Genomic DNA, 25,268 nt, shown 5'->3' with positions numbered 1-25,268 from the left:
AAAATGCCGGAAGTACAACTTCCGGCAAAAAATATCCTCGATTAAGATCAAAACAACCGCAAACAAGTGACTTCGACGCACATAAAGATTCTTCATTGGTAAAATATGCGCTTATGAATGGATCTTCCTTACTTTCTTCCAGCCTTCTTTTAAATTCGAAAAAAGTCCTATACGCTTCATAAGCCCAGCATTATCGCCCAAGTTTGGTGTAAATACAGCGTTTATATCCGGACGAGACGACAATTGGAGGTTTGGTATAGTCTCCCCAGGAGAGCTCCGGATAATTGAACTCGCTGTTGATCACAAACCGGGTATCTCCGATCTCATTTCCATCCATCACAAGAAAATGATCGATATTCACGTAACTGTTGTTTGAGCCAGCTGCCTTTTCGCCTGTCACCTCAATGCGAAGGATGTGCTTGCCCATAGGCAAGTCCTGAATGGAGTATACCAATTGACGGTAATATTTTGTGTAGCCGCGGGCGTTTTTACCGGCGCGACTAACCCCTAAATCAATCTGGGCGTCTTTGAGCTCGCCATCAATATACACTCTGGCTATGCCGCAAATCCGGTCCAGACTGGAAATCCAGGCAATTCCGGTCCCCGTAAACGTATATTCACAGCTATCCCCCGCTGTTTTGGACCACATCTCGGTTCCTCCCAGACTACGGTGTCTGGTGTCCTGCCTGAACCATCTGCCTTTGTATACGATAGCTGAATGCTGGTCTGATATGATATGCTCCGGCTTGAAGTCCACCTCCATCCGTACAGAATCACTCCCGTCAGAAAGCGCGGTAAAAGCCGAGCTGTCATTCCCGATAGTGGCATAGACAATAGATGGCTTCATGCTTGCAAAATCGCGGGTGCCCCGGCGGCCTATATCATATTTGCCGAAAAGAGCTGTGTCTTTCTCATCCATCCGCCAGTCCCAGCCAGGAGGACTGGCGATGTGGTTCAACCCTTCTGGATTGAACTTGGCCGTAGTCCCCTCCAGACGGGCCAGGTGCGAGTCTGGATAAACATTCCACAAGCCCATTTTCCTCCAGCTCAAGGTATTCAAATCCCCAGATACAGTAAACGAGACTCCAACCTCGTCATACCCGCCGGAATGGGACGTAATACCGCTGCCAATAGCAATTTCCCAGGGACTTGCATAAGGCATATTCTTAACCTTATAGACGGTTTCCATAAGTCCGGATGCATCCACAGATATTACAAAGCATACCTGTACTTCTCCATAAGAGCCATTCAATGTAATCCTGGCATTGCCTTCAGCCGGACAGACATCCATAGATTCTAGCTTCCACGGGCGAAGTTCCAATCCAGTCAAGGTCAGGAATGGTCCTCCGGTGAGCAACAGCGTATTCCCATGGTATCCTTCGGTGATTAATCCGGTCTCGACCGAAAATGACAAAGAGAAGTTCAGTCCGCTAATCCGCACAAACTTCTCTCTCCATTCAATGGTGGGTTCTCCCCCACTTAGACAAGGCAGCCGGACCGGCTGCGCATCCAGCAAATACATGGCTTCGTCCACCTGATATCCGAAAGGATCGGTAAAGGTCAGTTCCAGCTTCGCCCCCGGCCGGAAAGGGGATGGGATAACCAGCAAGCCTTCGCCCCGGGGGGAGATGGCCGGTCCCTGGATTTCTCCATACTCTCCTTCCAGTTTCCAGCCGATGCGAATTTCACTTAGACAGGTATGATTGAACCGGTTCTGAACCATTTGGACGATATGGCCGTTCTGACTCTCAGGTTCACCTAACAGAACAATCGGAGAATATCCTTTGCGGGTATGCCAATATTCCGGTTTTGTTCGCCGCCAGCCGTCAATAATTCCCCAGGGAAAAGTGAATGAATTCTCGTCCTTCACCCAAATATCATCAACCCCTGCCCAAATAGCACACCCCAAAGCCCCGTCGGTCTTCCACAGTCTGTCCCAAAACCGGTAAATGGTCTCCCCCCAGAAATCGCGGGCTCCCGGGTCCCGCTGAAGCTCTCTTCGGTTATAGCAAGGAATATGAGTCGATTCATCGTGAAGCACCGGCCAGTCGCCTGGCTCACGGTGACTCCGGCGGAAGCAATCCGTTAAATCGGCAAGATCTCTGTCCCATCTATCATAATGCACACTCCAGATATCCACCGGAAGGTCATCTTCCATTTGCGTAAGGGGATAACTGAAGATAGTTAAGCGACCTGGGTCTTCCTTGTGGGCATATGCGTTCATCAGTGCCAGATTGTCTCCCCAATAACTCTCGTTGGCCAGTGACCAGATGATTACACTGGGGTGAGAGCGGTCCCGTTCAATCATTTCCGCAAACTGTCCCATAAAACAAGAGATAAACTCAGGGTCACTCTGGCTATACCAAGTGCCATAGCCCAGGAAAGACACCGCAATTTCATCTTCTACATACATGCCATATTGATCGCACAAATCTAAAAAATAGGGACTGGGCGGATAATGGCTTGTACGGATAAAGTTAATATTGGCTTCCTTAAACAGACGTACATCTTCCTCCATCAGCACTCGGGGAAGTGCTCTGCCCGTTACAGGATGAATGTCGTGACGATTGATACCTCGAAGCTTAAGCAGTTGCCCGTTAACAAACACTTCGTTTCCTCTGCGTTCAATCTGACGGAAACCTATTTTCTTGACAACTACTTCAACACAACCCTCTTCTGTGATTACCGAAGCTGTAAGGGTATACAGATAAGGATGCTCACTGTCCCATTTCAGTGGACCTGTGATGGGATAAGTGCCGGACAAGTCAATTCCAGCGTTCCCGGCAAGAGGCGGAAGCGGCAGTTCCTCGCCGTCTGGAGAAGTCAGCATTAGCTCCACTGTTCCGTTTCCTCCTGCAATTATAGTTGAGACGGTAAGAGTTGCATCTGAATAGTTTCCGTCAAACACAGTCTCGGCATGTAGACGGGCAAGATAGGTCTGAGGCACGGTGTAGAGAGTCACTTCACGGATCAGCCCTCCCCGATGAAACGGATTCACCTCAGATGACTTATCGGTAATCCCTACTACAAGACGGTGTGCCTGTCCGGGAAGGATGTAATCGGTAATGTCACAATCCCATGTGACAAAACCTCCATAATGATCGCGAACAAAACTGCCGTCGATGAACACACGCGCATAACAGTTAGCTCCGTCAAAACGCAGAAAAATTCTGTTCTGCTCCCATTCTGCAGGAATGTATAACTCGCGTGCATATGCGTACTCCTCTTCACCCGCATCAATTTGCAGAGGAACAGAGGTATTTGACCAACCGGAAAGGTCTGCGGCTGGATCAAAAAAGTCTTCCGCAGGGGATAAATTTAATTTCCAGTCTCCCCCGCAAAGGCTTACCAGGAACTTTTCCGTGTTACTTATCCGATGCGGCAGAGGGTTGAGGCAGGGCCGGGGCCAATTGATTTCGTTATTCATGCTGCTCGCTCCTTGACATTAAAATTGAACATTCAGCCGCCGCTTCATTCATTTCCTTCTTCCCCAAAATGATCCTTCAAACGCAAGCCCAGATCATCATCTGACAGCGGCTCACGGTGCGTATTCTCGAGATAAATATACTTCTCCGTTTCCGGCATCAGATAAGCTTTATACCACAGGAAGAAATCCGGGCTGTCGCCGTGCATGCGGAGATAACGCCTTAGAGTATCCACATTGTAGATTGTGTTCTCCATATTGGTCAGCCAGTTCGCCCGGTAGAAATCCTTCCATATGCCGTGCTCGGACTGGCGCAGCACATCAAGCCCTTCCCGGTAAGACCACAGCGATTCCGAAGCATGGACAAAAGCCTGCGGATACTGTTCCTTGCGGTAGGCATCGTAAGAACGGCACAGCCAGTAAAAGCCCTCACAGCCTGACAGATGGATAGCTCCGTGAAAGCGCAAATGATCATGCGCTCTTTGTTTGTCTTCCGGACCAAGCTTACCGATGGTTTCATCACAGTGGTCAAGCCATGTTCTCCAAGTCTTGGCTCCGGATGCCAGTTTTTCCTCGAACCTGCTTACCTGCTCTGAGAATGGCGCTTCCCCCACCGCCCACACCAATTGCGAAAGCGGCTGTTCGCCTTGTCCAGTCAGCCAGTGTCCGATGATTTTGCGTGCCGGGTGATGATAATATTCGTCGCCAGCCAGGTCGTCGTTATGTGTACCGTACACAATGGCCGCATCAGCATAACTACGATATAGTGCTGCCAAATCCTCATGGTGATCTGAATAATAACAGCCAACGAATTGCCGCAAATGCCCATTAACATTGATGCTTCCAGAGCTCCACAGTTCCCGGATAATATCTAGCGTATAAACATGCGGCCTGATGTTTCCGCAATTCAGCAGCACATACTCGTCTGCACCGGACTCGAACGCTGCTTCCACCTCTTGTTTCAGGAAGGCAGCAGGCCCCGGATACATTGTAAGATGGTTGGAAGCCTGCAGATCATGAAACGTCACGTGATAATAAATCCCGTGTGGCCCCAGGTCATGCGCTTCCGGGAGAGAAGACACGCGCTGGTTCAGATTACCGTGCCTGCGCGAGACCATTTTGCCATATCCGTTATCCGCCCATACCTTGATGACATCATCAGGAAGTTTAATATATCCGCCTTTATACAGTTCGGCAATTTCTCCGTACAAAGCTACGCTGCACACCGGATTCTGGACGGCGCTTCTGATCATGTCGTACTGTTTCCGGATCACCTGCGCGATCATTGCGCCGCGTTTCTCAGCCGTGTCGAAGTAGGGGTCCAGTTCCCAGAAAGGCTGATCTCCTTGTCCTCTGAAGGAAAGTACCCAGACGACCTTCTTATCTTTTTGCTGCTCAATTGCCTCTGCCCATAACGCTTCGAACAACTCCGGATGCTCCTGGTAGCTAGCTTGTTTGCCGGGATACGCCCGCAGGAACATCTCCGCGCCGAGCGGCTCGGCATGATGATGCGTTAACCACAAGCCCATCTCAGCGGCCACCTCGTAGTGAATGCCTTGCCGCGGCAGATCCGTGCCCGGAATGACCATATTGCCTCCGCAGCGCAGCAGCGCTTCAAATACCGGTTCCCACACCTCACGCCCAGGAGGATACGGCTCCTTCCAGCCAATCAGACAGACCTCATCGTTGACGAACCAGCCGCGGAAGCGCACCTTGGGCGGCGGAGAGTGATAAGCTTCGCAAGGAATCTCAATCTCTTCCCGCCGGGCAATCGGCTGGTCTGCCCAGAACCAGAAGGGCTCGATGCCCAAGAACCTGCGACTGAATTCCAGGATACCATAGACAAGTCCAAGGTCATCATAACCGGCAATGCTCATCCGCCCCTTGCTATCCTCCGGGTGAAAATAAAATGCATAGGATTCCGGACGCTGTACTCTCTCATCCAGAGCTGTGGCATAGCGAATCTGAAGGTCCGACCGTTCCTTGGTCCCTGTGACGAGTTGAGGGCTGTCGCCCAATACTGTTTCCACATCCCGGGCCAGCATACGAAGAACGTGCCGGACCGGCGCAGAAGGCTCCCCGGGAATCTGAATCCGCAGTTGTCCCTTTAACCGCAGTACATCTGCAGAACCGTTCATCTTCATGTTCCTGTTCTCCTTCATTCAAAGTTTCTTCTGCATTCCTGTTACCCGTAGTTATCCGCATTCGGATTGGCGGCAACCTCGGATATTTCTTTGGTGACGAACAAGCTGTCCGTGAACGCCTCCGTCCATTCCTCTGCGGGAGCGAAACGGTCCGAAGCGCAATAGTTCAGCAATGAACGCATAAACTGCCTGGCTTCCGGCCGGTCCTGCTGACTCCAAAGGTCGATGGAACAAATCAGCAGCTGTCCGTTTCCCACCTTTGCTTCGAAAACAACACCGAGCTTATGCTGTCTCGCCACATTATCGATCACCTGAACGATGGGCCGGTATTCCGTTGAAGTATTGTCCAGCACCATGGCCCGGGAATGCCTCATCAAGTGCCACCAGTGCCACTCTGCATGCGAAGACGTCGGAAATTCCGCCAGCGCCGGATGATCGGCAGCACAATAGATGCCTAACGTTCCGGGAGGATCGTACTTCTTGAACATGGGATAACACCAGAAGTCGGGAATGAACGTTCCAACAGGACCGTTACCAAACGACCCGCCCGCCGGAGGAATCAGTAGCACATTCCTGCCGCTCTGCAGTTCACGCCGCGTATCCGCGTCAAAAGCATCCGATACCACAACCGAGGAGGGAATCTGTACCCCGGCGTCATCCGGGTATACCCACAGCCTATATTCGTTGCTGTAGGGCGTTCCGGCAATGTTGATTTGAAGTGTCCAGTTGTCCGCTTGTGTCATTGCGGGAATCCGGTATTCAAGCTCCCCGGCGAGCCACAGCTCGCCTTGGGGAATGGTGGCTGCCGGATAACTCCCTTCTCCGATCGTACGGCCACAACCATCAGTGATCGACCAGACTACTTCGACATCCGTAAGCGGGCCCGGCCCATAATTTGCAATCTCTATCTGCCCCAGAATACTTTCGCCTTCGGTCCACACATACCGATGAAGCCGGGCGAGAGGAACCACTTCGCAGCAGAAACGCCGCCATTCCTCAGGAACAACAATCCCCTTGGATTCCATAAAAGCATCCAACATGCCGACCAAGGCTCCACCCTGGCCGGGGAAATCCTGCAAATCCAGCAGTTGAAAACCGGCCATCCTCGGGGTCCGCAGAGCCGCCTCAATCTCCTCGCGGTAGCATAGAGCGGCAAGCTGTCCAGAAGCGGCATGGAGCTCATCTGCCTGCTGGAGCAGTCCAGAAGCAGCCGCCAGATTGCGGAATCCTATAAGATGTCCCGGCTCCAGCACCCCCAGGTATTTGTCAATCTCCCTGAAATCGGGGTAAACCTGAAATTGTCCGACTTCATGCCCGATCACTGGGACCGGAACCCCCCGGATTTCTTCGTGGTAATCCTTCCGGCCTGAAGGGGGACTGTTGTTAATAAACCCGCGTGTCGGATGCGGTGTCGCTCCGCGGACATGCTTCCCTCCGTATCCTGCCTTCTTCACATTCCAGACCCCTTCGGTCCAGAAGGTGGTCCAGTAATCCGAGTTGCCAGGCAACCCCGCCTGGAGGAAAAAATTATTGGAGCCGATAGCATATAGTTTGCCTGGGTCCCAACCGCGGGCCTTCTCTACGAGCGCCTCCATCCGTTCCATCGAACCCGACAGCTCATTCCCCCAGGCAAACATGACAAATGACGGATGGTTGCCATATGCTTCAATAATCCGGAAGGCCTCATCCGAGAAATAGCCCCACTCCTCATCATTCTGAAACGCCATCCCGGGGTCCCAAAACGGAAGCTCCGGCTGCAAATAAATGCCTGTCTCGTCGGCTGCTTCAAAAGCGGCCTGCGGCGGACACCATGAATGAAACCGATAATGGTTAATACCGTAAGCCTTTGCCGTCCGGAAAACCTGAAGCCAGGACTCCTTAACCATAGGGGCATATCCCGTTAACGGGAATACACAGCCATCATGTTTGCCACGCAGGAACGTCTTGTTGCCATTCACTATAAATTGGGTTCCTGATACACCAAAAGTCCGAATTCCCAGAGGAACGGTGAATTCATCTTCATTTGACCGGTCCTGGTACTTTCCCTCCAGCACAGCATGTACCGTGTATATGTTAGGGTTAAATTCATCCCATAACTGTAAAGCATCGGTTGCAGGGATCAGAAACGGAATTTCTCCACCTGAGGAATCCGTTTCAAGCTGGAAAGGAATTCTCCCGCTATCGTACAGCTTCTGACCGGCAGAATCCTGGACCTGGATGGACACATATCCGTCCGCAAAGCCCTGGTCCGGTTTGCTTACCGCAACTCTGCCTTTAACCGTTCCTCCCTGTTGAGGATATAGGCGAAGCTGCCCGATCCGCAGCGGATCGGTTGCGGTAAGCTCGATGGCTCCAAGGATACCGTTCCAGTTCGTCTGGGTATGATCCGTCGCCATATGCGAGTTGCGGATACTTCTCCAGCCCATAATTCCGGAGCTGTTATCCACGATGACCGAGAGAACATGTGGTCCCGGCTCAAGATAACCGCTCACATTATACAGCTGAGGTGTGGACAACGTGTTGCTGCGTCCTACCTGTACCCCGTCGATCCAAAGCTCCGTTTCCCGCGTCCGCTCCATTCCGAAGAAAAGCACTTTGTCCCGCCATTCCTCTGGAATCATCACCCGGCGTTCGTAACGGGCACGCCCTTCATACGCATGCTTACGGGTCAGATGCTCAGAGGAAGTGTCCGGTACAGGCCCCAGCCCATGCTCATCAAGCGTTCCTGGTAATGTAATTTCCCTGGATATGGTCTTTCCCGGTTCATTCCAGTCTTCCAGCGTGGCGCTCCAGCTGCCGTTCAAACCTATTATTTGCCTGCTATTCATCATCCACTCATCCTTTCAATCCCGTCGTGCTAATACCTTCTACGATATAACGCTGGAATACAAAGAAGATAAGGATAGGCGGAATAAGCGATAATGTAGCCATTGCAAACATGGCTGACCAATCCGTACCGGAGCTCGGATCTGCGAACAGACGGAGTGCAACACTGATCGTATACAACTGCGGTTTGCCTAAATAAATCAGCGCGCCGAAGAAATTGTCCCAGGACCAATAAAATTCGAAGATGGCGGTTGTCACCAAAGCCGGCTTAATCAGCGGCAGAATGACCCGTGAGAAGATGCCGAACCGGCTGCAGCCGTCGATTTTGGCCGCTTCATCCAGCTCGTAAGGAATGGTGCGGATGAACTGCAAGAGCAGGAAGATAAAGAAGGCAGATCCGAAAAATGCCGGGACAATCAAGGGCAGGAATGTATTGACCCAACCCATTTTATGAAAAATAATATACTGCGGAATTTGCACAATCTGTCCCGGCAGCAGCAGAGTCAGCATCACGGTTCCGAACCAGAAGCCCTTCAGCTTAAACGGTATTCTCGCGAATCCGTAAGCAATCAACGAACAGGAGACAAGGGTTCCCACTACCACTGAACATACGATAATGATTGTATTTTTGAAAAATGTCCCGAAGGTGATTCCCGCAAACCCCTGCCATCCGGTTGTATAATTGCTGAAGTCCCAGCTTCTAGGGATCAGAGATTGCGCACTCACAAAAACTTGGGAGCTCTCCTTAAACGAGCTGGTGATCATCCAGACCAGCGGGTATAGCGAGACGATCCCGATGATGAGACACACTAGCTGGATCGTCAGCTTACCCACACTAAACTTTGAAATTTGTATCATAATGACTATCCTTTCGACTCGTAATGTACCCATGAGGACGACGATTTAAAGACAAGCGCGGTCAGTACCGCAACAATTACCAGCAAGAAGCAGGACAGCGCCGCAGCATATCCCATATCCAGGAATTCAAAGCCCTGACGGTACACATAGAGCTGGTAGAACAAGGTCCGGTCCAGCGGTCCGCCTGACGTAATGATAAGTCCCTGTGTAAACGTCATAAATCCGCCGATGATTTGCATTACAAGATTGAACAGGATGACCGGAGTCAGCAAAGGAAGCGTGATTTTTACAAACCGGTGAAACGCATTCGCGCCGTCAACTACCGCCGCTTCATAATAGGAATCCGGAATGTTCTTCAGCCCGGCAAGAAAAATAATCATGGGGGAACCGAATTGCCAAATGGCCATCAGGATGAGTGTCCACAGCGCCGTATCGGGATTGGCAATCCATGATGTGTTCGGGGTGGTGCCGGTTAAAACTCCAATGATTCCGTTGACAGCCCCGTTTAGTCCAAACAGCTGGCCCCACATAACCGCCACAGCTACACTGCCTCCGATAATGGATGGTACGTAGAAGGCGGTTCGGTATAGTCCCACAAGCTTAATCTTCATATTCAGCAGCATGGCAATGAACAAAGCGAAGATGAGACGAAGCGGGATCGCTGTCAGAACATAGAAGAACGTGACTTTAAGACTGGTTACGAATTTCTCGTCCACGGTGAACATGCGGATAAAATTATCCAGCCCGATCCACTTGGGTGTCGATATGAGGTCGTAATTCGTAAAGGAGAAGTAGAACAATGCCACGAACGGAATGGCCGTAAACGCGATAAAGCCAATAATCCAAGGTAAAATAAATAGATAGCCGACTCTGTTCTCATAACCGCCTGCTTTTGCGACTTTCTGTGCCATTATCTTCACCACACCTATCTACGGCCGGCTGCTTAATCGTAATCAAGAGCCGGCCGCTTTGTTTGTCACTGCTTATGCTTGGCCACTATAGCTGCGGCATCCTTCTGCAGCTTCTCATATGCATCCTGGATCGAAATCTGATCGTACATAATCTGCTGTTCCAGATCAACCATGAGCGTATCGATTTCCGTAGCCCCGGCCGGAGCTGGCAGGTCGAGCGGGCTGCTATGCTCAGCTACAGTTTCCATATAATCGGCTACATCCTTCATTTCAGGCTCGAACTGTTCCATTAAGGCAGCGCGTACGGTACTTGAAATCGGCATCCCTCGGTTCGCATTCAGCACTTTGTTCGCTTCAACATCGTTAATGAAGTAACTGATAAACTTTGCCGCTGTTTCTTTGTTGGCGGAATTGGCAGCGATGGAGAAATGCAGACCCGGCCGTACATCCATTGCCTTCTCAGAATTCGGTCCAGGCATAAGAATCATCTTAAGCGGACGTGCTGCCGCTTTTACAATTCCGGGATACTGGTTTGTATAACCAACCATCACAGCAGATTGGCCCTTCACGAGGAACGACTCCTCCGGATTTTTTACTGACATGGAGGCGTCCATCTTCGGAATAAGGCCTTCCTTAGCCCATTCCTGACGGTAAGTAAAGAAATCAGTGTATAATTTTTCATCAAAACCGATTCCTGTATCCTCAGCATTTACGGTCTGATCAAACTGTCGGGCATAATAAGGCAAAGTGAAGGCGATGTTGAATAGGTCGTCTGCCCCATATGCACCGGTGATCTCCTTCAGCTTTTTCAAATCTTCATACAGCGCTTCCCAGTTCGCGTAACCGTTTTCAGGAACGGTCAGGCCCGCTTTTTCATAAGCAGCAGGGTCAACGATCATGACTCTGGCATTGACACCGAGAGGAATCCCATACATCTTGCCGTCCGAGCCTATACCGCCGGACAGCGTGCTTTCCCCAATCTCCGAAACATCAATCAGACCTTTCTCGATATAAGCGTCCAATGGCTCAACCAGCCCTTTATCAACAAACTGATTCGCATCGCTGGCGCCTACATAAAACTGAAAAATATCAGGCATATTGTTGGAAGCGGCAAGGAGCGTGAGCTTTTGGTAATACCCGTCGAATCCCTGATATTCCGGCGTGAAGGTTACTCCAGGATTGGCTTTGGAGTAGAGGTCGAGAACCTCGGACGTTAAATTATGCCGATCCTGATTTCCCCACCAGATCACACGGAGATTGCCTCCTGCTTCCTGCGTACCGCTGCTGCCTGTTTCTTGTGTAGGTTGTGTTGTTCCGCTTGGCTCAGCCGAGTTGCCTCCTGAACATCCGGCAAGAGCAAGGATACAGGCCACTGCCAGGATCATCGTCATGGAAAAGCGTCTCTTCATTAGTTAGCGCCCCTCTAATTGTTGTATTGGTGAACGTATTTGTGTTGTCCGGGCCCGGATAGGTACAAACCGTCTCTATATTTAAAATACATCTCTTTGCTAATCTCCAACATGGAAAAAACAGAGGTTTTTCTTGAACTAAATCGAGGTTTTGCAGATCACCGTTCCAGCGACTCCCTGCTGCGCACATACTCTGTTGGCGTCATGCCAGCGTATCTCTTGAACAATTTGGAAAAGTATTGGGCATCCTCAGGATACCCCATCATCACGGCAATATCGTAAATTCTCAGATCCTTGTCCTGCTCCATCAGCCTTTTGGCCGATTCCATCCGCAGCCGAACCAAATAATTTGAGAATTTGCTGCCCATTTTTTTGGTGAACATTTTCCCAAGATAATCTACATTCACATACAGCAGCTCATTTCCGATCCACTTTAACGATAAATCAGGATTGCCCAGATTATTTTCTATAATCCGAAGCACCGAGTCGATTAGATCATTCTGCCGTTTGGCCGCCCAGCCGGAATTCCGTGCAGCCAGCTCCAATGCCGTTTTCTCCAGCAGCTGAAAAGCCCCGCGAAGGGAGGCCATATTGTACAGCTTCGGAATATCGGTCACATATTCGTCCAGTCCCCCGTCGCTCTGGCGGATCACGGTCAGGAACAGATCGAAGCATAATTTCCTGGCTGCAGCCGCATCGAATAAGCCGTTCTCCAGCCATCTACCCGCTTCAATAATGGTTTCCCTCACCTCTGCGGGATTGCCTGTACGGACTGCCAGCGCCAGCCGATCCGATACATTTGCCGTGTCCGCGGGAAGCTCCCGTTCGGCATCCAGCACATCCTGCGGAGTCACGATATATCCTTCTTGAAAGGATATGCCGAAGCTCAGACAGCGCCTCACCGTTTCGTACATCGACCGGATGGCGGTGAATCCCCCTTCGTTGCTAATGGCAACAAATATTTCAAACTTATAGTACGCTTTGTAAATCCGCTGAACCTGCTTGACCTTCTCTGATAGCCGTGTGAAATCAACCGCCTTTACAAGTAGCAGAACCTGGTCCCGCACCACTGTCGTTAAATAGGCTCCCTCATCTTTGAACATTTCTTCCGCAATGTTTCTAAGCGCGAATTTGTGAATATACTCCGTTTCTTCATGGAGCGTAAATAACACCAGCTTGAACATTTGCTGCTCAATCATGAACAGGTCCATGAAATAGTCACAATCCTGCTTTTTGTACATTCCGGTGAGCACAATATCCCGTAACAGCTGCTCTTTTACGTGAGGCAACACTTTCTTGAAATCATTCTGCAGCCGTTCCACAAAATGCGCATGCTCCGCCCGCCCTCTCAGTTCAGCGGCTACTTTATGAAGCACTTCCAGAATCTTAGTCTCATTGGACGGCTTCAGCAGATAATGCTTAACTCCCTGAGCCATTGCCTTGCTCGTATAGTCATATTCACCGTAACCGGACAAGACAATGTACTCAGTGTACGGCGACTCCTCCTTAAGCTCCCTGATTAATGACAGTCCGTCCATGAGAGGCATGCGGATATCCGTAATCACAATGTCGGCAGGCTCACGGCGGAACCGCTCCAAGGCCTCCACCCCGTTGTATGCGGGCTCAAGCAGCTGAAACCCGTTATTCTCCCATGGGATCAGGCTTGAGATTCCCTGTACTACCAGTTCCTCATCATCGACAAGCAGTACTTTATACATATGTGTTTCCTCCCCTTGGTATCGTGATCCAGACACTGGTTCCTTTGCCAATCTCACTTTCAATGCCGATGCCATACCCCTCTCCAAAAGTCAGCTGCAGTCTCTCGTGGATGTTCCGCAGTCCTATCCCTGTTCCTTTCGCTTCATAATCCAGACTTCTAAGGCTCTCCAGATAAATCTTGTCCATACCGGGACCGTCATCACTAACCACAAACACAAGCTCTTCCCCGTTTCCAGTGATTTCGGAGTGAATCATAATATGGCATACCCCGGCCATCTGGTCTACGGCATGATACACCGCATTCTCCACGATCGGCTGCAGCGCAAACTTCGGGATCTGGCTGCCCTGCGCATCGCTTGGTATATCCACACTGAAATCGATCCGCTTGCCATAGCGTACTTTCTGGATATACATATAGCTGTTAATCAGCTCAATTTCCTCGCGTACGGTCACCATGGTCCGTTTGTTATCCATGGCCCCGCGGAGGAGCAGGCTCAAGGATTCCACCATAGTTGAGATGACCTCATCGCTGCGCATGCGGGCCATCCAATTGATCGAATTCAGCGTATTGTAGAGGAAATGAGGGTTGATTTGCGCCTGCAGCGCCCTATATTCCGTATCTTTAATCACGATTTGCTTCTTGTAATTCTCATCAATCAGCTGCTCGATATTGCGGATCATGCTGTTAAATCTTTTATGCAGATAGCCGATCTCGTCCATTTGAGAGGCCGCGGGGATATCCAGCAGGGAAGCGCTGAAATCGCCTTTTTCTGCGCTGCGCATCTGCCTGGCCAGCTGATTAATCGGCCGGGTGAACCTCTTGGCGAATAAATAGCTGATGGAGCAGGCGATTACAATTAACAATGCGGCAATAAGCAAAATCGTGTTGCGCAGCGCTTTTTTCTCCTGAAACACATCGTCATAGGGAATAAGGCTGATATATTTCCACCCCGTCGCCTGAGACTGCTTGTACGCGAGAAAATAAGATTTGCCGGCGATTTGCTGAACAAAAGAGCCGTAATTGCCTGTCAGTGCAATTGCTCCCACATCAAAGCTTTGGAAGCTTTCTGCCGCAGGCCGGTACAACACACCATAATCGGAAATAACGAACAGCTCTGTCGCTGTACTTGATGCCGGCCGAAAATGGCGCTCCACCAGCTTTTGAAAATCAATCTGAAAAATCAGCGTTCCCAGCGGATCCAGAATCGGTTCAAAAATAGAACGGACTTCTCTTGCCAGAGTCAGTCCTTCATTTTTATTCTCCGGTTCGATCCAGACGCCGGAGCCTTCCCGTTCGTGTGCAGTACGGACAATCCCTGCAATTTGTTCCTCCTGATTGGTCACTCTGTTCTGCCCGACAAAAAATTCGTATCCGCTCGTATTCAGGAACCTGATGGAGGCAATACTCTCTTCCGAAAACATATACTGCATTATCTTATTCTTGAAATCTATCGTTCTGACCGAACGCTCGTACGAGGAAATCCCTCCCTGTATGCTGATCAGCTGCTCCTGAATTCTGGAGTCAAGCGCCATATTCATTGACAGCTTCTCGATATTGCCGATCTCATTTTCAATACCGGAGACCGACAGATTCATGGCGCGGGAAGCCTGCTCGTACAGCATCTCATCATAGGTTTTAAAAGAGAGAGTTGTGACCACCAGAAATCCGGCGCACACGAGCGAGATCAGCAACAGCATAAAAAGTACCAGTCGGTGAAAGATTTTCATTCGTTTGATCATGCTATGCATGGAAGTATCTCCTTTGCAGTTGTCTTTTAAAATAGCGCTTTCACAAAAGTGAAACTGATTCTCTTTAATGTTAACTAAGAGTATGTGAAGCGACAAAGACTTTGTCAATAAACTCATTATAAATTTGCATCCTTATTATCCAATGCCTTTTTTAAAGGGGGCACTTTACGAATGTCCCAACGGCTTTTAGTCAAGAAGAAGAAAATCTTAAAAAAGTTTCGGTTTAAGGGAAGATATTCTCCCCGATTAAACCGATAAATCATGTGCCTAATATATTCGCCCGAGATAATAAATTCATGTAAAAAAAGTTCATTAAAATGTACAAAAAAATCTCCACAACCAAGCCACAGAGAGATTGTCCAATCCCTAGGAGGTTGCGGAGATATATGGAGTCCATGCTACTGTATAAGAGTTCTTTAAAATGCCAATCAAAAATCCAGATCTTCACCGTTAGTAGCAATAACCTTCTTATACCATTCAAATGATTTCTTTTTGGTTCGTTTAAATGAACCCTGGCCACGGTCATCCCGATCAACATAGATAAACCCGTACCTTTTTTTCATCTCACCTGTACTTGCACTTACAATATCAATAGGTCCCCAAACAGTATAGCCCAGCAGATCTACGCCGTCGTATTCTACCGCATCCCTCATCGCGCGAATATGCTCGCTTAAGTAGGATATTCGATAATCATCTTCAACATAACCATTCTCGTCAGGAATATCCACTGCACCTAGGCCATTTTCCACAATAAACAATGGCTTTTGATAGCGATCATAGATGTTGTTCAGCGTAATTCGTAGTCCAAGCGGATCGATCTGCCAGCCCCAATCACTAGCTTTCAGATATGGGTTAGGCAAGCTTGGAAACAGATTTCCTCCAATTGTATCTGTTAATTCAGGATCTGCACTTACGACGCTTGATGAATAATACGAGAAGCCGATAAAATCTACAGTATGCTGTTTCAGTAATTCCTTGTCCCCTTCTTCGAACGGAAGCACAATATTTTTGCGTTCCAAGTCTTTGAGTGTATAAGCCGGATACTCCCCTCTTACTTGAACGTCTATGAAGAAATAACTCTGGTTCTCTACCTGCTTGGCTTTCCAGATATCTTTCGGATCACATGTTCTCGGATATGGAGCGTTGGCTGCCAGCATACACCCCACTTTATTCTCTGGATCTACTTCGTGGGCAATTTTGGTCGCCAGAGCACTGGCCACCAGTTCATGATGACTTGCTGCATATTTTACAGTTTCTGCATCCTCATTGTCCTCAATAAATAGTCCAGCTGCCAAAAATGGAGCTTCCAGAACCATATTAATCTCATTGAAGGTAATCCAGTATTTAACCAAACCTTTATAACGATTAAAAATGACTGTGCATAATCTTTCATAAAAAGAGACTAGCTTTCTATTTCTCCAAGAACCATACTCTTTAACCAGGTGCATTGGAACATCAAAGTGCGTAATCGTTACGAGAGGCTCTATGTCATACTTGTGGCATTCCTTAAACAACTCCTCGTAAAATTGAAGTCCGGCTTCATTCGGTTCAGTTTCATCACCTTCTGGGAAAATTCTGCTCCAAGCAATCGATAACCGATAGACCTTGAAGCCCATTTCGGCAAACAGGGCAATATCTTCTTTAAAGTGATGGTACATATCAATGCCTTCTTTAGCCGGATAATAGTAGTTATGATCATAATCAAACATTTTTAGTTTTCCCATCAAAACGCGCTCCCGATCTTCGCCTGTAGGACTCAAATCCACGTTTGCAAGGCCTCTGCCATCCACATCATAAGCACCTTCGGACTGATTGGCTGAGGTTGCACCACCCCATAAAAATCCTTCTTTAAAACCCATATACATCGTCTCCTTCAAACATGTGTAATTGTAGACCGCCTCTTAGAGCAAGCCTGTCAGCAGAACTTCGCCTGCATTCACCTTGGATTCTTGTGTCTCGATAATTTCCAGATAACTATCTGTATTCGTAACGATCATTGGTGTCTCAACCGAAAAACCTGCTTTTTCGATTTCTTCAATGTTGAAAGTAACCAGTCTCTGACCTTTTTGAACTGTATCACCTTCCTGTACAAACGCTTCAAAATGTTTTCCTTTTAATCGTACAGTGTTAAAACCAATATGAATCAGTACTTCCATTCCCTCATCGGATACCAGTCCAACAGCATGCTTCGTAGGAAAGAGTGTGACAACCTTGCCATCAAATGGGGCAACCAGTTCACCTGTTGAAGGACGAATTCCAATCCCTCTGCCTAAAACTTCTTGTGAGAATGCTTCATCTTTTACTTCTTTAATAGAAATAACCTCACCGCTCATCGGACTGGACATGACATGTCTTTTGTTCAGTCCGGATTTTGGAGTCTCGACTTCTGCTGTTTCATCTTTGAACATTACAAATGTTAGAATAAATGAAATGATCATGGCAAAAACAACCCCAATAATGGCAATTATAATGTTGGCTGTTCCAGGATCATTAGGATCAATCATTGTAAAAAATTCAAATATTCCTAATCCTCCGAAAGTAAACTCCCTCAGGTTGTATAGCCCGTAGAATCCTCCTGCAACCCCGGAAACAATACAGCTCATGATAAAGAGTTTTTTTCGCGGAAGCGTAATTCCGTAAACTACCGGCTCGGTTATGCCAAATAGTGCTGAAATAGCCGCAGGTATCCCTAATGCTTTCAAATTTTTATCTTTGGTTTTGATGATAATCGCAAGCACAATGGCCATTTGGGAAAAAGAGGTCGCAAAGACAGAGGCCATAATAGTGTCATAACCTAGCGTCGTAATATTATTTATATAAAGAGGAATTAGTCCCCAGTGGAGTCCGAAAACAAGAATGACTTGCCATAGAAACCCTAATAGAAAACCTGCAAGTAATGGACTTGCGTCCCGTGCAACAAGTATTCCTTGCGCAATCAATTCAGAGGCATAGCTTGCTACAGGGCCTATTATTAAAAATCCCAGAGATAAAGATACCAATACCGTAACCATCGGTACCATAAAAAACTTGACTACATCCGGAACAATTTTATCAAGCACGCGTTGTACTTTAGAAGCAAAGTAGACAACGATGATGACCGGAAGCACGGTGGACGTATAGTTCATGCTGATTAGCGGAATACCAAACAGATCCAGATATACAGGGGAGCTTAATGCTGTACCACTGAACAAGGTATATAGTGGCTCTTTGGAGCCAGCCAAAGCATCCAACTGGATCGCAGGATAACACATGGCCAAGCCAATTAATATACCAATAAAGGGCTGAACTTTAAATTTATTGGCGGAAGTATAGCCCAAAAATACAGGAAGGAACATAAATAAAGCGTCTCCCATAGCATTGATGAGCGTATAAGTTCCACTATCTAAAGAGTATACGCCCAAAACGTTTAACAACGTATTGAGGCCTTTAAGCATTCCGGCTGCTAATAAAATACCAAGAATTGGCTGAAACAAACCGGATATGATATCAATGAGGGCATCTAGCGGCTTTTTCTTTTTGACTACCGTCTCTGCCAAAGGATCCGATTGACCATGATTAAGTTTAGCGAACGATGTAACCTCGGAATACACCTCTGTGACATGATTACCAATAACGACTTGATACTGACCACCGGAGCGTATGACAGTAACTACACCCTCTATTTTTTTCAAAACTTCATCATTTGGCAGTGAGTCATCTTTCAGATGAAATCTTAATCGCGTAACGCAATGTGTCAGATCACTAATGTTTTCTGATCCCCCTACATGGTTCACGATCTCTTCAGCTAACTTTTGATATTTACCCATAGTTTATTCTCCTCCATAACTATTATATAAATAGATCCTGAAGGGTCTGGCCAACTTAATGTCACCATCCTGTCTTGCGTGTAACATCTCACCCCCTTAAAGGAATTATTTTATGAATTTGTTTTGTAAACTACTCTTTGGATATGGACTGTTAGATACAGTTTCTCTTCATTTGTAAGATTGTAACTATAATTAGCTTCGATGTACTTTTCTATTTTTTCAACGCACAAGAAAGCGTTCTTATACTTTGATTTAATTACATCTAGCAGATCCTGATCACTTTCATTTTCATGCATGTTCCCGCTAACTAATCTTTGGGCAAAAAATTTCAGATGTGAAATAAAGCGATAAAAATAAACTGATTTTTCATCAAAATTAATCTGAAAATAAAGCCTTATAATATTGCTTATTTCTTGAATAATTTTAGTTACACGATAGATATCTTGGCTCTCTTCTCTTTCTTCAGCATTCACTATATGCAGAGCAAGGAACCCAGCCTCATCGTCAGGGAATTGAATATCTAGATCTTGACTGATATATTGTAGAGCCTTAACACCAACCTCATATTCTTCAGGATAAAAGCGCTTAATATCCCAAAGTAGTGCATTTTTTAAAATAATGCCATCCCGAAACCGATTCACAGCTGTAAATATATGATCACTTAAAGAGATGTACATACTATCATTCAATTTTTTCCCTAGAGTCAACTTTGCGTAATTTATTATTTGGTCGCTTACATTAAAATATTCAATCGGAATCTCTGTTAAAAGATCCTGTAGTTTAATAAATGATTCCTTAGTTGACAATGAGTAAATCTTTTCAACGACTTGCTCATCAATCAGATCCCCAATTTTTTTTTGATATGCTATTCCTTTGCCCATCACAATAACTTCTTGGTCGAATTTATCCCGTATTACCGCCACGTTATTGTTAAGAATTTTACGTATGATCATGTTCTGCCCTCCTTTATACAAATAAAGACCCGCCCGCACATAATGAAATTAACGTTCCGAAGAAACGTCAATCAAAATGTGCAAGCAGGTCTAGCTTGTAATTAAACAATCACTATCCTTAACTCGCACTTTAATTATATCTATGAATAGTTAATTATTCAATATTTTTTTATTGAGAGAAGATTTCCATAAGGTTGATGCACTCATCATTATTTCCGATATTCCTTTTATTAATCATCCAGTGTCTGGCCTACGGCACCAACAAGTGTTTTCACTTATGGAAAGTGGTTCCATCCGAATGCTGCAGGTAATTCGGATGTATTCTTTCGAACAGAATACAAAACGAGCCAGAGAGTCAACTGCCCGGGCTCGTTCTTGTAAAATCCACATAAAGGGAAAGCTCAGCCGTACCGCTTTGGCGATAGCACAACCGGCTATCTAACTCCAAAAATATGGGCCGTCCCAGCCATTTCATAACTTATGGGACAGCCCCTTCGTAATGAATATATATTTAAAACATACTCACTTATAGAATTGAGGAAGGTATTCGCGATGGGCCTCCAACATCTCATCCAGAACAATTTTTGCGGCATCTCCGCTCGTTACAAGAGGATTCAATGTGAAAGCCTGCAGGGCGGTCGCATAATCTCCCGTAACCGCGGCTTCGACTGTGAGCTCTTCCATCGACTTCATTAACTGCAGCAGCCCCCGCTGGGCTGGCGGGAACGCTCCGAAGTGGACCGGCTCCGCCCCATGCGCCGTGATAATACTCGTTACTTCGATGGCACTCTCGTAAGGAAGATCGCTGATCGTGCCTCGATTCCGGGTATTGACCACCATTCTTGTGCCTTTATTGTTGTAAATCGAATTGATGATTTCACAGGCCGCATCGCTGTAATAAGCCCCTCCGCGTTTCTCCAGCTCCTTGGGCTTATAGTCGAGGTTTGGATCTTTGTACAGTTCAAACAAACTCTCCTCCAGGCGCTTGACGACCTGCCCACGGGTTCCTTCTCCGTTTGCCTCTTCCAGTTCCTCTTTCAGCATACTGTCGGTCATGTAGTAGTAACGGTGATAAGGACAAGGCAGCATCTCCAGATGGGCAATTTGTTCAGACAAGAACCGCATTTCTTTAATGTTCTCAACCAATTTTTCCGGCTTGGCGTCCGACCCGTACAATTTATCTATAACCTCGGCCGTAAGCTCTTCGCCGTTTTGGCCATAAACTTTATGCCAATGAAGATGGTTGATGCCGGCAAATTTGAAGAAGAGGTCCTCTTCCTCCTTCTCGATTACAGCTGCCTCGTTCTTGACCGCCATGATCGGAACATTGCATAACCCGATAACTTTCTCCCACTTCCCGTACCGAAGCACAGCTTCCGTAACCATACCTGCAGGATTAGTGAAGTTGATTAGCCAGGCCTCTGGACACAGATCTTTCATATCTTCGACGATCTCAAGAACGACCGGAATGGTACGGAACGCCTTCAGCATGCCACCCGCTCCGTTGGTTTCCTGTCCGATCATGCCGTGTTTAAGAGGAATCATCTCGTCTTTAATTCGCGCTTCCAGCAGCCCTACCCGGAATTGGGTTGTCACGAAGTCAGCATTCTCAAGCGCCAGTCTCCGATCAAGGGTCAGGTGAATGTCGCATTCGATCCCCGCAGCCTTTATCATCCGTTTTGCCATGGCACCTACAATTTCAAGCTTATCTTTACCAGCCTCTATGTCCACCAGCCATAGTTCGCTGACCGGGAGTTCATGATGCCGTTTAATAAATCCTTCGATCAATTCCGGTGTGTAGCTGGAACCGCCGCCGATGGTCACAATCTTCAATTTTTTATTCAATGAGAACGCCTCCTGTATGTGTTAATTCTACTACTCCTCCACATTAATTTATGGAATGCATTACAGGTCAAGCCCACTTTCCTTACATATTGAAGCGGTAAGAAAATTCGATTCTTATCCACTGAATATGCTATCCTTTGATGAAGAGGTGAGAATCCATGACCAATATTCAGGAAATCGCGCGTCTTGCTGGCGTGTCCACAACAACCGTCTCTCGTGTCATCAATCAACACCCTTATGTAAGTGAAACCAAACGTCAAAAAATTCTCGAAATCATTGAACATCTGGATTATGTACCCAACTCCAGTGCCAAGTCCCTTAAAAAAGGAATGACCCGGATTATTGGTGTTTTGACTGGGACGTATACGACCTTATCCACATCATTCATTCAAGCTTTTAACACCATCGCTCAAAAGCATGGGTTCAATGTGATGTTGTTTATTACAAACGGAGATCCTCAGCAAGAACTCGTAGCGCTTGAAATGCTACGCAGTAAGCAGTTGGATGCCTTGGTTTGTCTATTTCGAACCAATGAATGGAATGTAATCGAATCTTATGCCAAGTACGGTCCGATTGTGACTTGGCAGCGGCTTGTGAGCGATACGATTCCCTCAGTCTTCATGGATCAATATCAGGGTTATATGCTAGGACTTGAGTACCTTTACTCCAAAGGATACCGCAGAATCGCGAACGTATTTTCATCAAAAGGATTAAACACTCCGGAACGGATCAGAGCCTATAATGATTTTGCAGCTAAGTATCAAATAAAATCCAATGACTTTCCAGACTTCCACTATAAGCTCAGCATTTTTGATGGAGAAGAGGTTGCAAGATGGTGGATAGAACAGACGAACAGACCGGATGCTATCGCCTGTTCGAACGACAATGTGGCTGCCGGACTTCTCACCGAGCTTCGGCGTGCCGGCTTCACCGCTCCGGTTGACGTCGGCATATTGGGATTCGACAATTCCGAGCTTGCTCATCTGTTAGACCTGACAACTATCCACTATCCTGCAAATGACCAGGCAGAGAATGCCTTTTTGATCATTCTGGATATGCTGGGTCAGCCTGCTCCTAAACCCCGCCTTTTAGAATTTGAATTGATTGAGCGAAAGTCCACCTGAGTCCAATAAACCATAGGCAAAAAATCGGCGTCCTGTCCCCAGCAGAATACGTAGGGGAGCTGACCGCCGATTAATTATCTAACACTCCTTTTTTAATAACCATCGACACTTTGTAGTTCGCATATTCACTCACCTCTCCCAAGAATTCATCTACATGTTTATTAGATGGAAATCTGCACTCCAGAAGATAACACCCATCCCCGCCAATTTTATAATTGTTCAACACAAAGGGCTCTTTCATTTTAATAAAGGCCAACAGCGGTTGGTGATTATGCGTATTTGTATAGAGTGTAATAAAAGCGTGAATAAAACACCCTAATTTGGAATGATTAACTTTTATCGTATACCCTTCAAGCACTCCATTATCCTCCAGTTTCGCAACACGGATTGCGGCTGCTTGCCCGGTCATATGCACTTTCTCCCCTAATTCTTTCATGGTGATACGGCTATTTTTAGATAATTCAGACAGAATAAGAAAATCGGTTTGATCCATGGTAATCCCTCCATTGAAATACGTGAAAATCAAAGCAAGCGTATTTGATATCATTTTCTTTCAAAATTAAAGTTAAATCATCCAAAGACTTGATTTTATATATGTAAGTTAAATGGTCTCCTAGGTACAATAATAATATAACAAAAGAAAAGGAGCTAATTTTATGAAAGTTAGATTGATAAGAAATGCAACTTTGGTTGTTGAATATGCAGGCAAGAAATTTTTGGTTGATCCATTCCTGGCAGAGAAGGGAACTCTTCCGCCATTTCCTGCTTTCACTAAAAATGAACAATATAACCCTTTAGTTCAGTTACCGATATCGCTTGAAGATTTAATTAAGGATGTAGATGCGGTCATTGTTACTCATTTACACTATGACCACTTCGATGAAGCTGCCAAAGAAGTGCTGCCCAAAAACGTGAAAATGTTTGTACAAAATGAAGAAGATGCAACAGAAATCAAAAAAGCCGGCTTCCAGGACATTGAAGTTTTATCGGAGAGCACATCCTTCGAAGGGATCCAATTAGTGAAAACGAAAGGCGAACATGGAAGAGGAGAGATCTTAACCCTGGCGGGAGTAGTTTGTGGTGTTGTTTTTAAACATCCGGATGAGAAAACGTTATATGTCGCCGGAGACACCGTATGGTACGAAGATGTTCAGGAAGAAATCGAAACACACCAGCCGGAAGTCATTGTGGTTAATGGAGGAGATGTCCAGCTCACAGAAGGCGGCTCTTTGATTATGGGAAAAGACGATATTTATGAAGTGCATAAGGCTGCACCTAACGCGGTGATTGTTTCAGTTCACATGGAAGCAGTAAATCACTGGACCTTGTCAAGAGCAGAGTTAAAAAGCTTCCTAAATGAAAAAGGGATTACTTCTAATGTATTCGTGCCGGATGACGGCGAATCTTATACACTATAATATATAGGGATTACTGTTCATTATAAATTCAAATAACAGCAGCCGGAGGTTCCGGCTGCTGTTATTCTTTTGCCATAGCCCCCACCGTATTCAAAAAACGACTCAGCCTTGGCTGAAGCGTCACCATTAGTGAACTATTCATTATAAATCTGATAAATATAGTCCAGCTTTTCCTTCAACAGTGATAAACGAACAAATCGATCTTCTCTCAAATACTCTTTTTGTTCGATGAACAAGAGCATCATCGGAGCACTCAGAATAAGAAACTTTCCTGCTACCTCTTCTACTTTGCTGGCATCAATATGCCCGAGACGGATAATTGGATAATGGGACAGGAGTTCTTTGAGTTTGGGCAACAGTGCATGACAGATGCTGCAATCGGGCTTAGAAATATATAAAAAGCTCAGTTCGTAATCCTTAAGAAAATTCTCGATTTCCCGTAGCGTAGTTAATTCATATACTTCTTTCATTATGAAACCTCATTTCAGTTAACCAAATAGTTTTTTTCTTAACGGATTCTGGATATATATTTTTCCATTATTTCATAGCTGATCGCCCCTTGAAATTTTTCCAGGATGACTCCTTCGGTGTCCAGTAAATATGTTGTGGGGTAAGCAACAACTTGATAAGTTTGCACAACCTCATTCTTCTCGTCCGTAACAATTGGAAAGGTGAGTTGTTGTTCATTAACGAAGGTCTGAACGACTTCCAAATTCTCTTCTGTAAGCGTCATGTTGACCCCCAGAATGACAACATCTTTTGCCTTGAAATCCTGAAAAATATTCTGCATATGAGGCATTTCCACCTGACATGGCGGACACCAGGTAGCCCAAAAATTAATCAATACGATCTTGCCCTTAAAATCAGACAACTGAACTGTAGTCCCCTTTAAGTCCGTAAGCGCAAAGTCCGGCGCCAGCTGTCCCTTCAGGATCCCCGTCCTCAACTGCTTGTTTTCTGACTTCGTTATTTGTATTGTTTCAGAGGGTGATTTTTTGAAATAATCGTAACCGCCATAAACGACAAGTCCTATCAAAACAAGGATTGCAATCAGGTTTTTTCTCAACTGATTCATCACCATC

At 46.6% G+C, this 25,268-nt stretch carries 17 protein-coding genes; 2 read left to right on the top strand and 15 right to left on the bottom strand.

Annotation, left to right across the window (positions count from 1 at the left end):
- Window positions 1–190 precede the first annotated feature (190 nt).
- The 12 genes from MKY63_RS18245 to MKY63_RS18190 all read right to left on the bottom strand — a co-directional run bounded on the left by MKY63_RS18245 (window position 191) and on the right by MKY63_RS18190 (window position 21,644).
- Window positions 191–3,427 (bottom strand): glycoside hydrolase family 2, encoded by a 3,237-nt coding sequence (locus MKY63_RS18245; protein WP_076222828.1) that lies wholly within the window; start codon window positions 3,425–3,427, stop codon window positions 191–193.
- Window positions 3,428–3,471: 44 nt separating this feature from the next.
- Complete coding sequence (locus tag MKY63_RS18240) at window positions 3,472–5,568, bottom strand: glycosyl hydrolase 115 family protein (RefSeq protein WP_339809499.1); 2,097 nt, start codon at window positions 5,566–5,568, stop codon at window positions 3,472–3,474.
- A gap of 41 nt (window positions 5,569–5,609) precedes the next feature.
- A complete protein-coding gene (locus tag MKY63_RS18235) occupies window positions 5,610–8,399 on the bottom strand; it encodes a glycoside hydrolase family 2 TIM barrel-domain containing protein (RefSeq protein WP_143760454.1) in 2,790 nt (929 codons plus the stop codon).
- A gap of 4 nt (window positions 8,400–8,403) precedes the next feature.
- On the bottom strand, window positions 8,404–9,252 hold the full coding sequence (locus MKY63_RS18230) for a carbohydrate ABC transporter permease (RefSeq protein WP_076222832.1): 849 nt from the start codon (window positions 9,250–9,252) through the stop codon (window positions 8,404–8,406).
- A gap of 5 nt (window positions 9,253–9,257) precedes the next feature.
- Window positions 9,258–10,163 (bottom strand): sugar ABC transporter permease, encoded by a 906-nt coding sequence (locus tag MKY63_RS18225; protein ID WP_076222834.1) that lies wholly within the window; start codon window positions 10,161–10,163, stop codon window positions 9,258–9,260.
- Between the two features lie 65 nt (window positions 10,164–10,228).
- The gene (locus tag MKY63_RS18220; RefSeq protein WP_081386852.1) at window positions 10,229–11,572 is read right to left on the bottom strand and encodes an ABC transporter substrate-binding protein; all 1,344 of its coding nucleotides are present in this window, start codon (window positions 11,570–11,572) and stop codon (window positions 10,229–10,231) included.
- A gap of 158 nt (window positions 11,573–11,730) precedes the next feature.
- The gene (locus MKY63_RS18215; RefSeq protein ID WP_076222839.1) at window positions 11,731–13,290 is read right to left on the bottom strand and encodes a response regulator; all 1,560 of its coding nucleotides are present in this window, start codon (window positions 13,288–13,290) and stop codon (window positions 11,731–11,733) included.
- A complete protein-coding gene (locus tag MKY63_RS18210; protein WP_076222841.1) occupies window positions 13,283–15,040 on the bottom strand; it encodes a sensor histidine kinase in 1,758 nt (585 codons plus the stop codon). Before MKY63_RS18210 ends, MKY63_RS18215 begins: the two co-directional genes overlap by 8 nt.
- Before the next feature lie 428 nt (window positions 15,041–15,468).
- Window positions 15,469–16,899 (bottom strand): 6-phospho-beta-glucosidase, encoded by a 1,431-nt coding sequence (locus tag MKY63_RS18205; protein WP_076222845.1) that lies wholly within the window; start codon window positions 16,897–16,899, stop codon window positions 15,469–15,471.
- A gap of 42 nt (window positions 16,900–16,941) precedes the next feature.
- A complete protein-coding gene (locus MKY63_RS18200; RefSeq protein ID WP_076222847.1) occupies window positions 16,942–18,846 on the bottom strand; it encodes a beta-glucoside-specific PTS transporter subunit IIABC in 1,905 nt (634 codons plus the stop codon).
- A gap of 110 nt (window positions 18,847–18,956) precedes the next feature.
- Complete coding sequence (locus MKY63_RS18195; RefSeq protein ID WP_076222849.1) at window positions 18,957–19,799, bottom strand: PRD domain-containing protein; 843 nt, start codon at window positions 19,797–19,799, stop codon at window positions 18,957–18,959.
- 522 nt (window positions 19,800–20,321) lie between these two features.
- Window positions 20,322–21,644: a 6-phospho-beta-glucosidase gene (locus MKY63_RS18190; protein ID WP_076222852.1), complete on the bottom strand. Its 1,323-nt coding sequence runs from the start codon at window positions 21,642–21,644 to the stop codon at window positions 20,322–20,324.
- Window positions 21,645–21,802: 158 nt separating this feature from the next.
- Here MKY63_RS18190 and MKY63_RS18185 point away from each other — a divergent pair, with 158 nt between their 5' ends.
- Window positions 21,803–22,768, top strand: coding sequence for a LacI family DNA-binding transcriptional regulator (locus tag MKY63_RS18185; RefSeq protein ID WP_076222854.1), 966 nt, complete (start codon window positions 21,803–21,805; stop codon window positions 22,766–22,768).
- A gap of 70 nt (window positions 22,769–22,838) precedes the next feature.
- Here the strand turns inward: MKY63_RS18185 and MKY63_RS18180 are convergent, their stop codons facing one another.
- Window positions 22,839–23,261 carry an Lrp/AsnC family transcriptional regulator gene (locus MKY63_RS18180; protein WP_076222857.1) on the bottom strand — a complete coding sequence of 141 codons (423 nt, stop codon included), beginning with the start codon at window positions 23,259–23,261 and terminating at the stop codon, window positions 22,839–22,841.
- A gap of 163 nt (window positions 23,262–23,424) precedes the next feature.
- On the opposite strand from MKY63_RS18180, the gene MKY63_RS18175 reads away from it, so the two are divergent.
- Entirely contained in the window at window positions 23,425–24,186 is a 762-nt protein-coding gene (locus MKY63_RS18175) for an MBL fold metallo-hydrolase (RefSeq protein WP_076222859.1), read from the top strand.
- 134 nt (window positions 24,187–24,320) lie between these two features.
- Here MKY63_RS18175 and MKY63_RS18170 read toward each other — a convergent pair whose 3' ends face one another.
- Window positions 24,321–24,656 carry a thioredoxin family protein gene (locus tag MKY63_RS18170; RefSeq protein WP_076222861.1) on the bottom strand — a complete coding sequence of 112 codons (336 nt, stop codon included), beginning with the start codon at window positions 24,654–24,656 and terminating at the stop codon, window positions 24,321–24,323.
- A 38-nt stretch (window positions 24,657–24,694) separates the two neighbouring features.
- Window positions 24,695–25,261 (bottom strand): TlpA disulfide reductase family protein, encoded by a 567-nt coding sequence (locus MKY63_RS18165; RefSeq protein ID WP_256716993.1) that lies wholly within the window; start codon window positions 25,259–25,261, stop codon window positions 24,695–24,697.
- Window positions 25,262–25,268: the final 7 nt, after the last annotated feature.

The sequence above is a fragment of the Paenibacillus sp. FSL R7-0189 genome (genome assembly GCF_037969925.1).
Lineage (GTDB): Bacteria > Bacillota > Bacilli > Paenibacillales > Paenibacillaceae > Paenibacillus_AQ > Paenibacillus_AQ odorifer.
The sequence above is the reverse complement of the archived record's forward strand: the minus strand, read 5'-3'. Positions and strand labels throughout refer to the sequence as shown.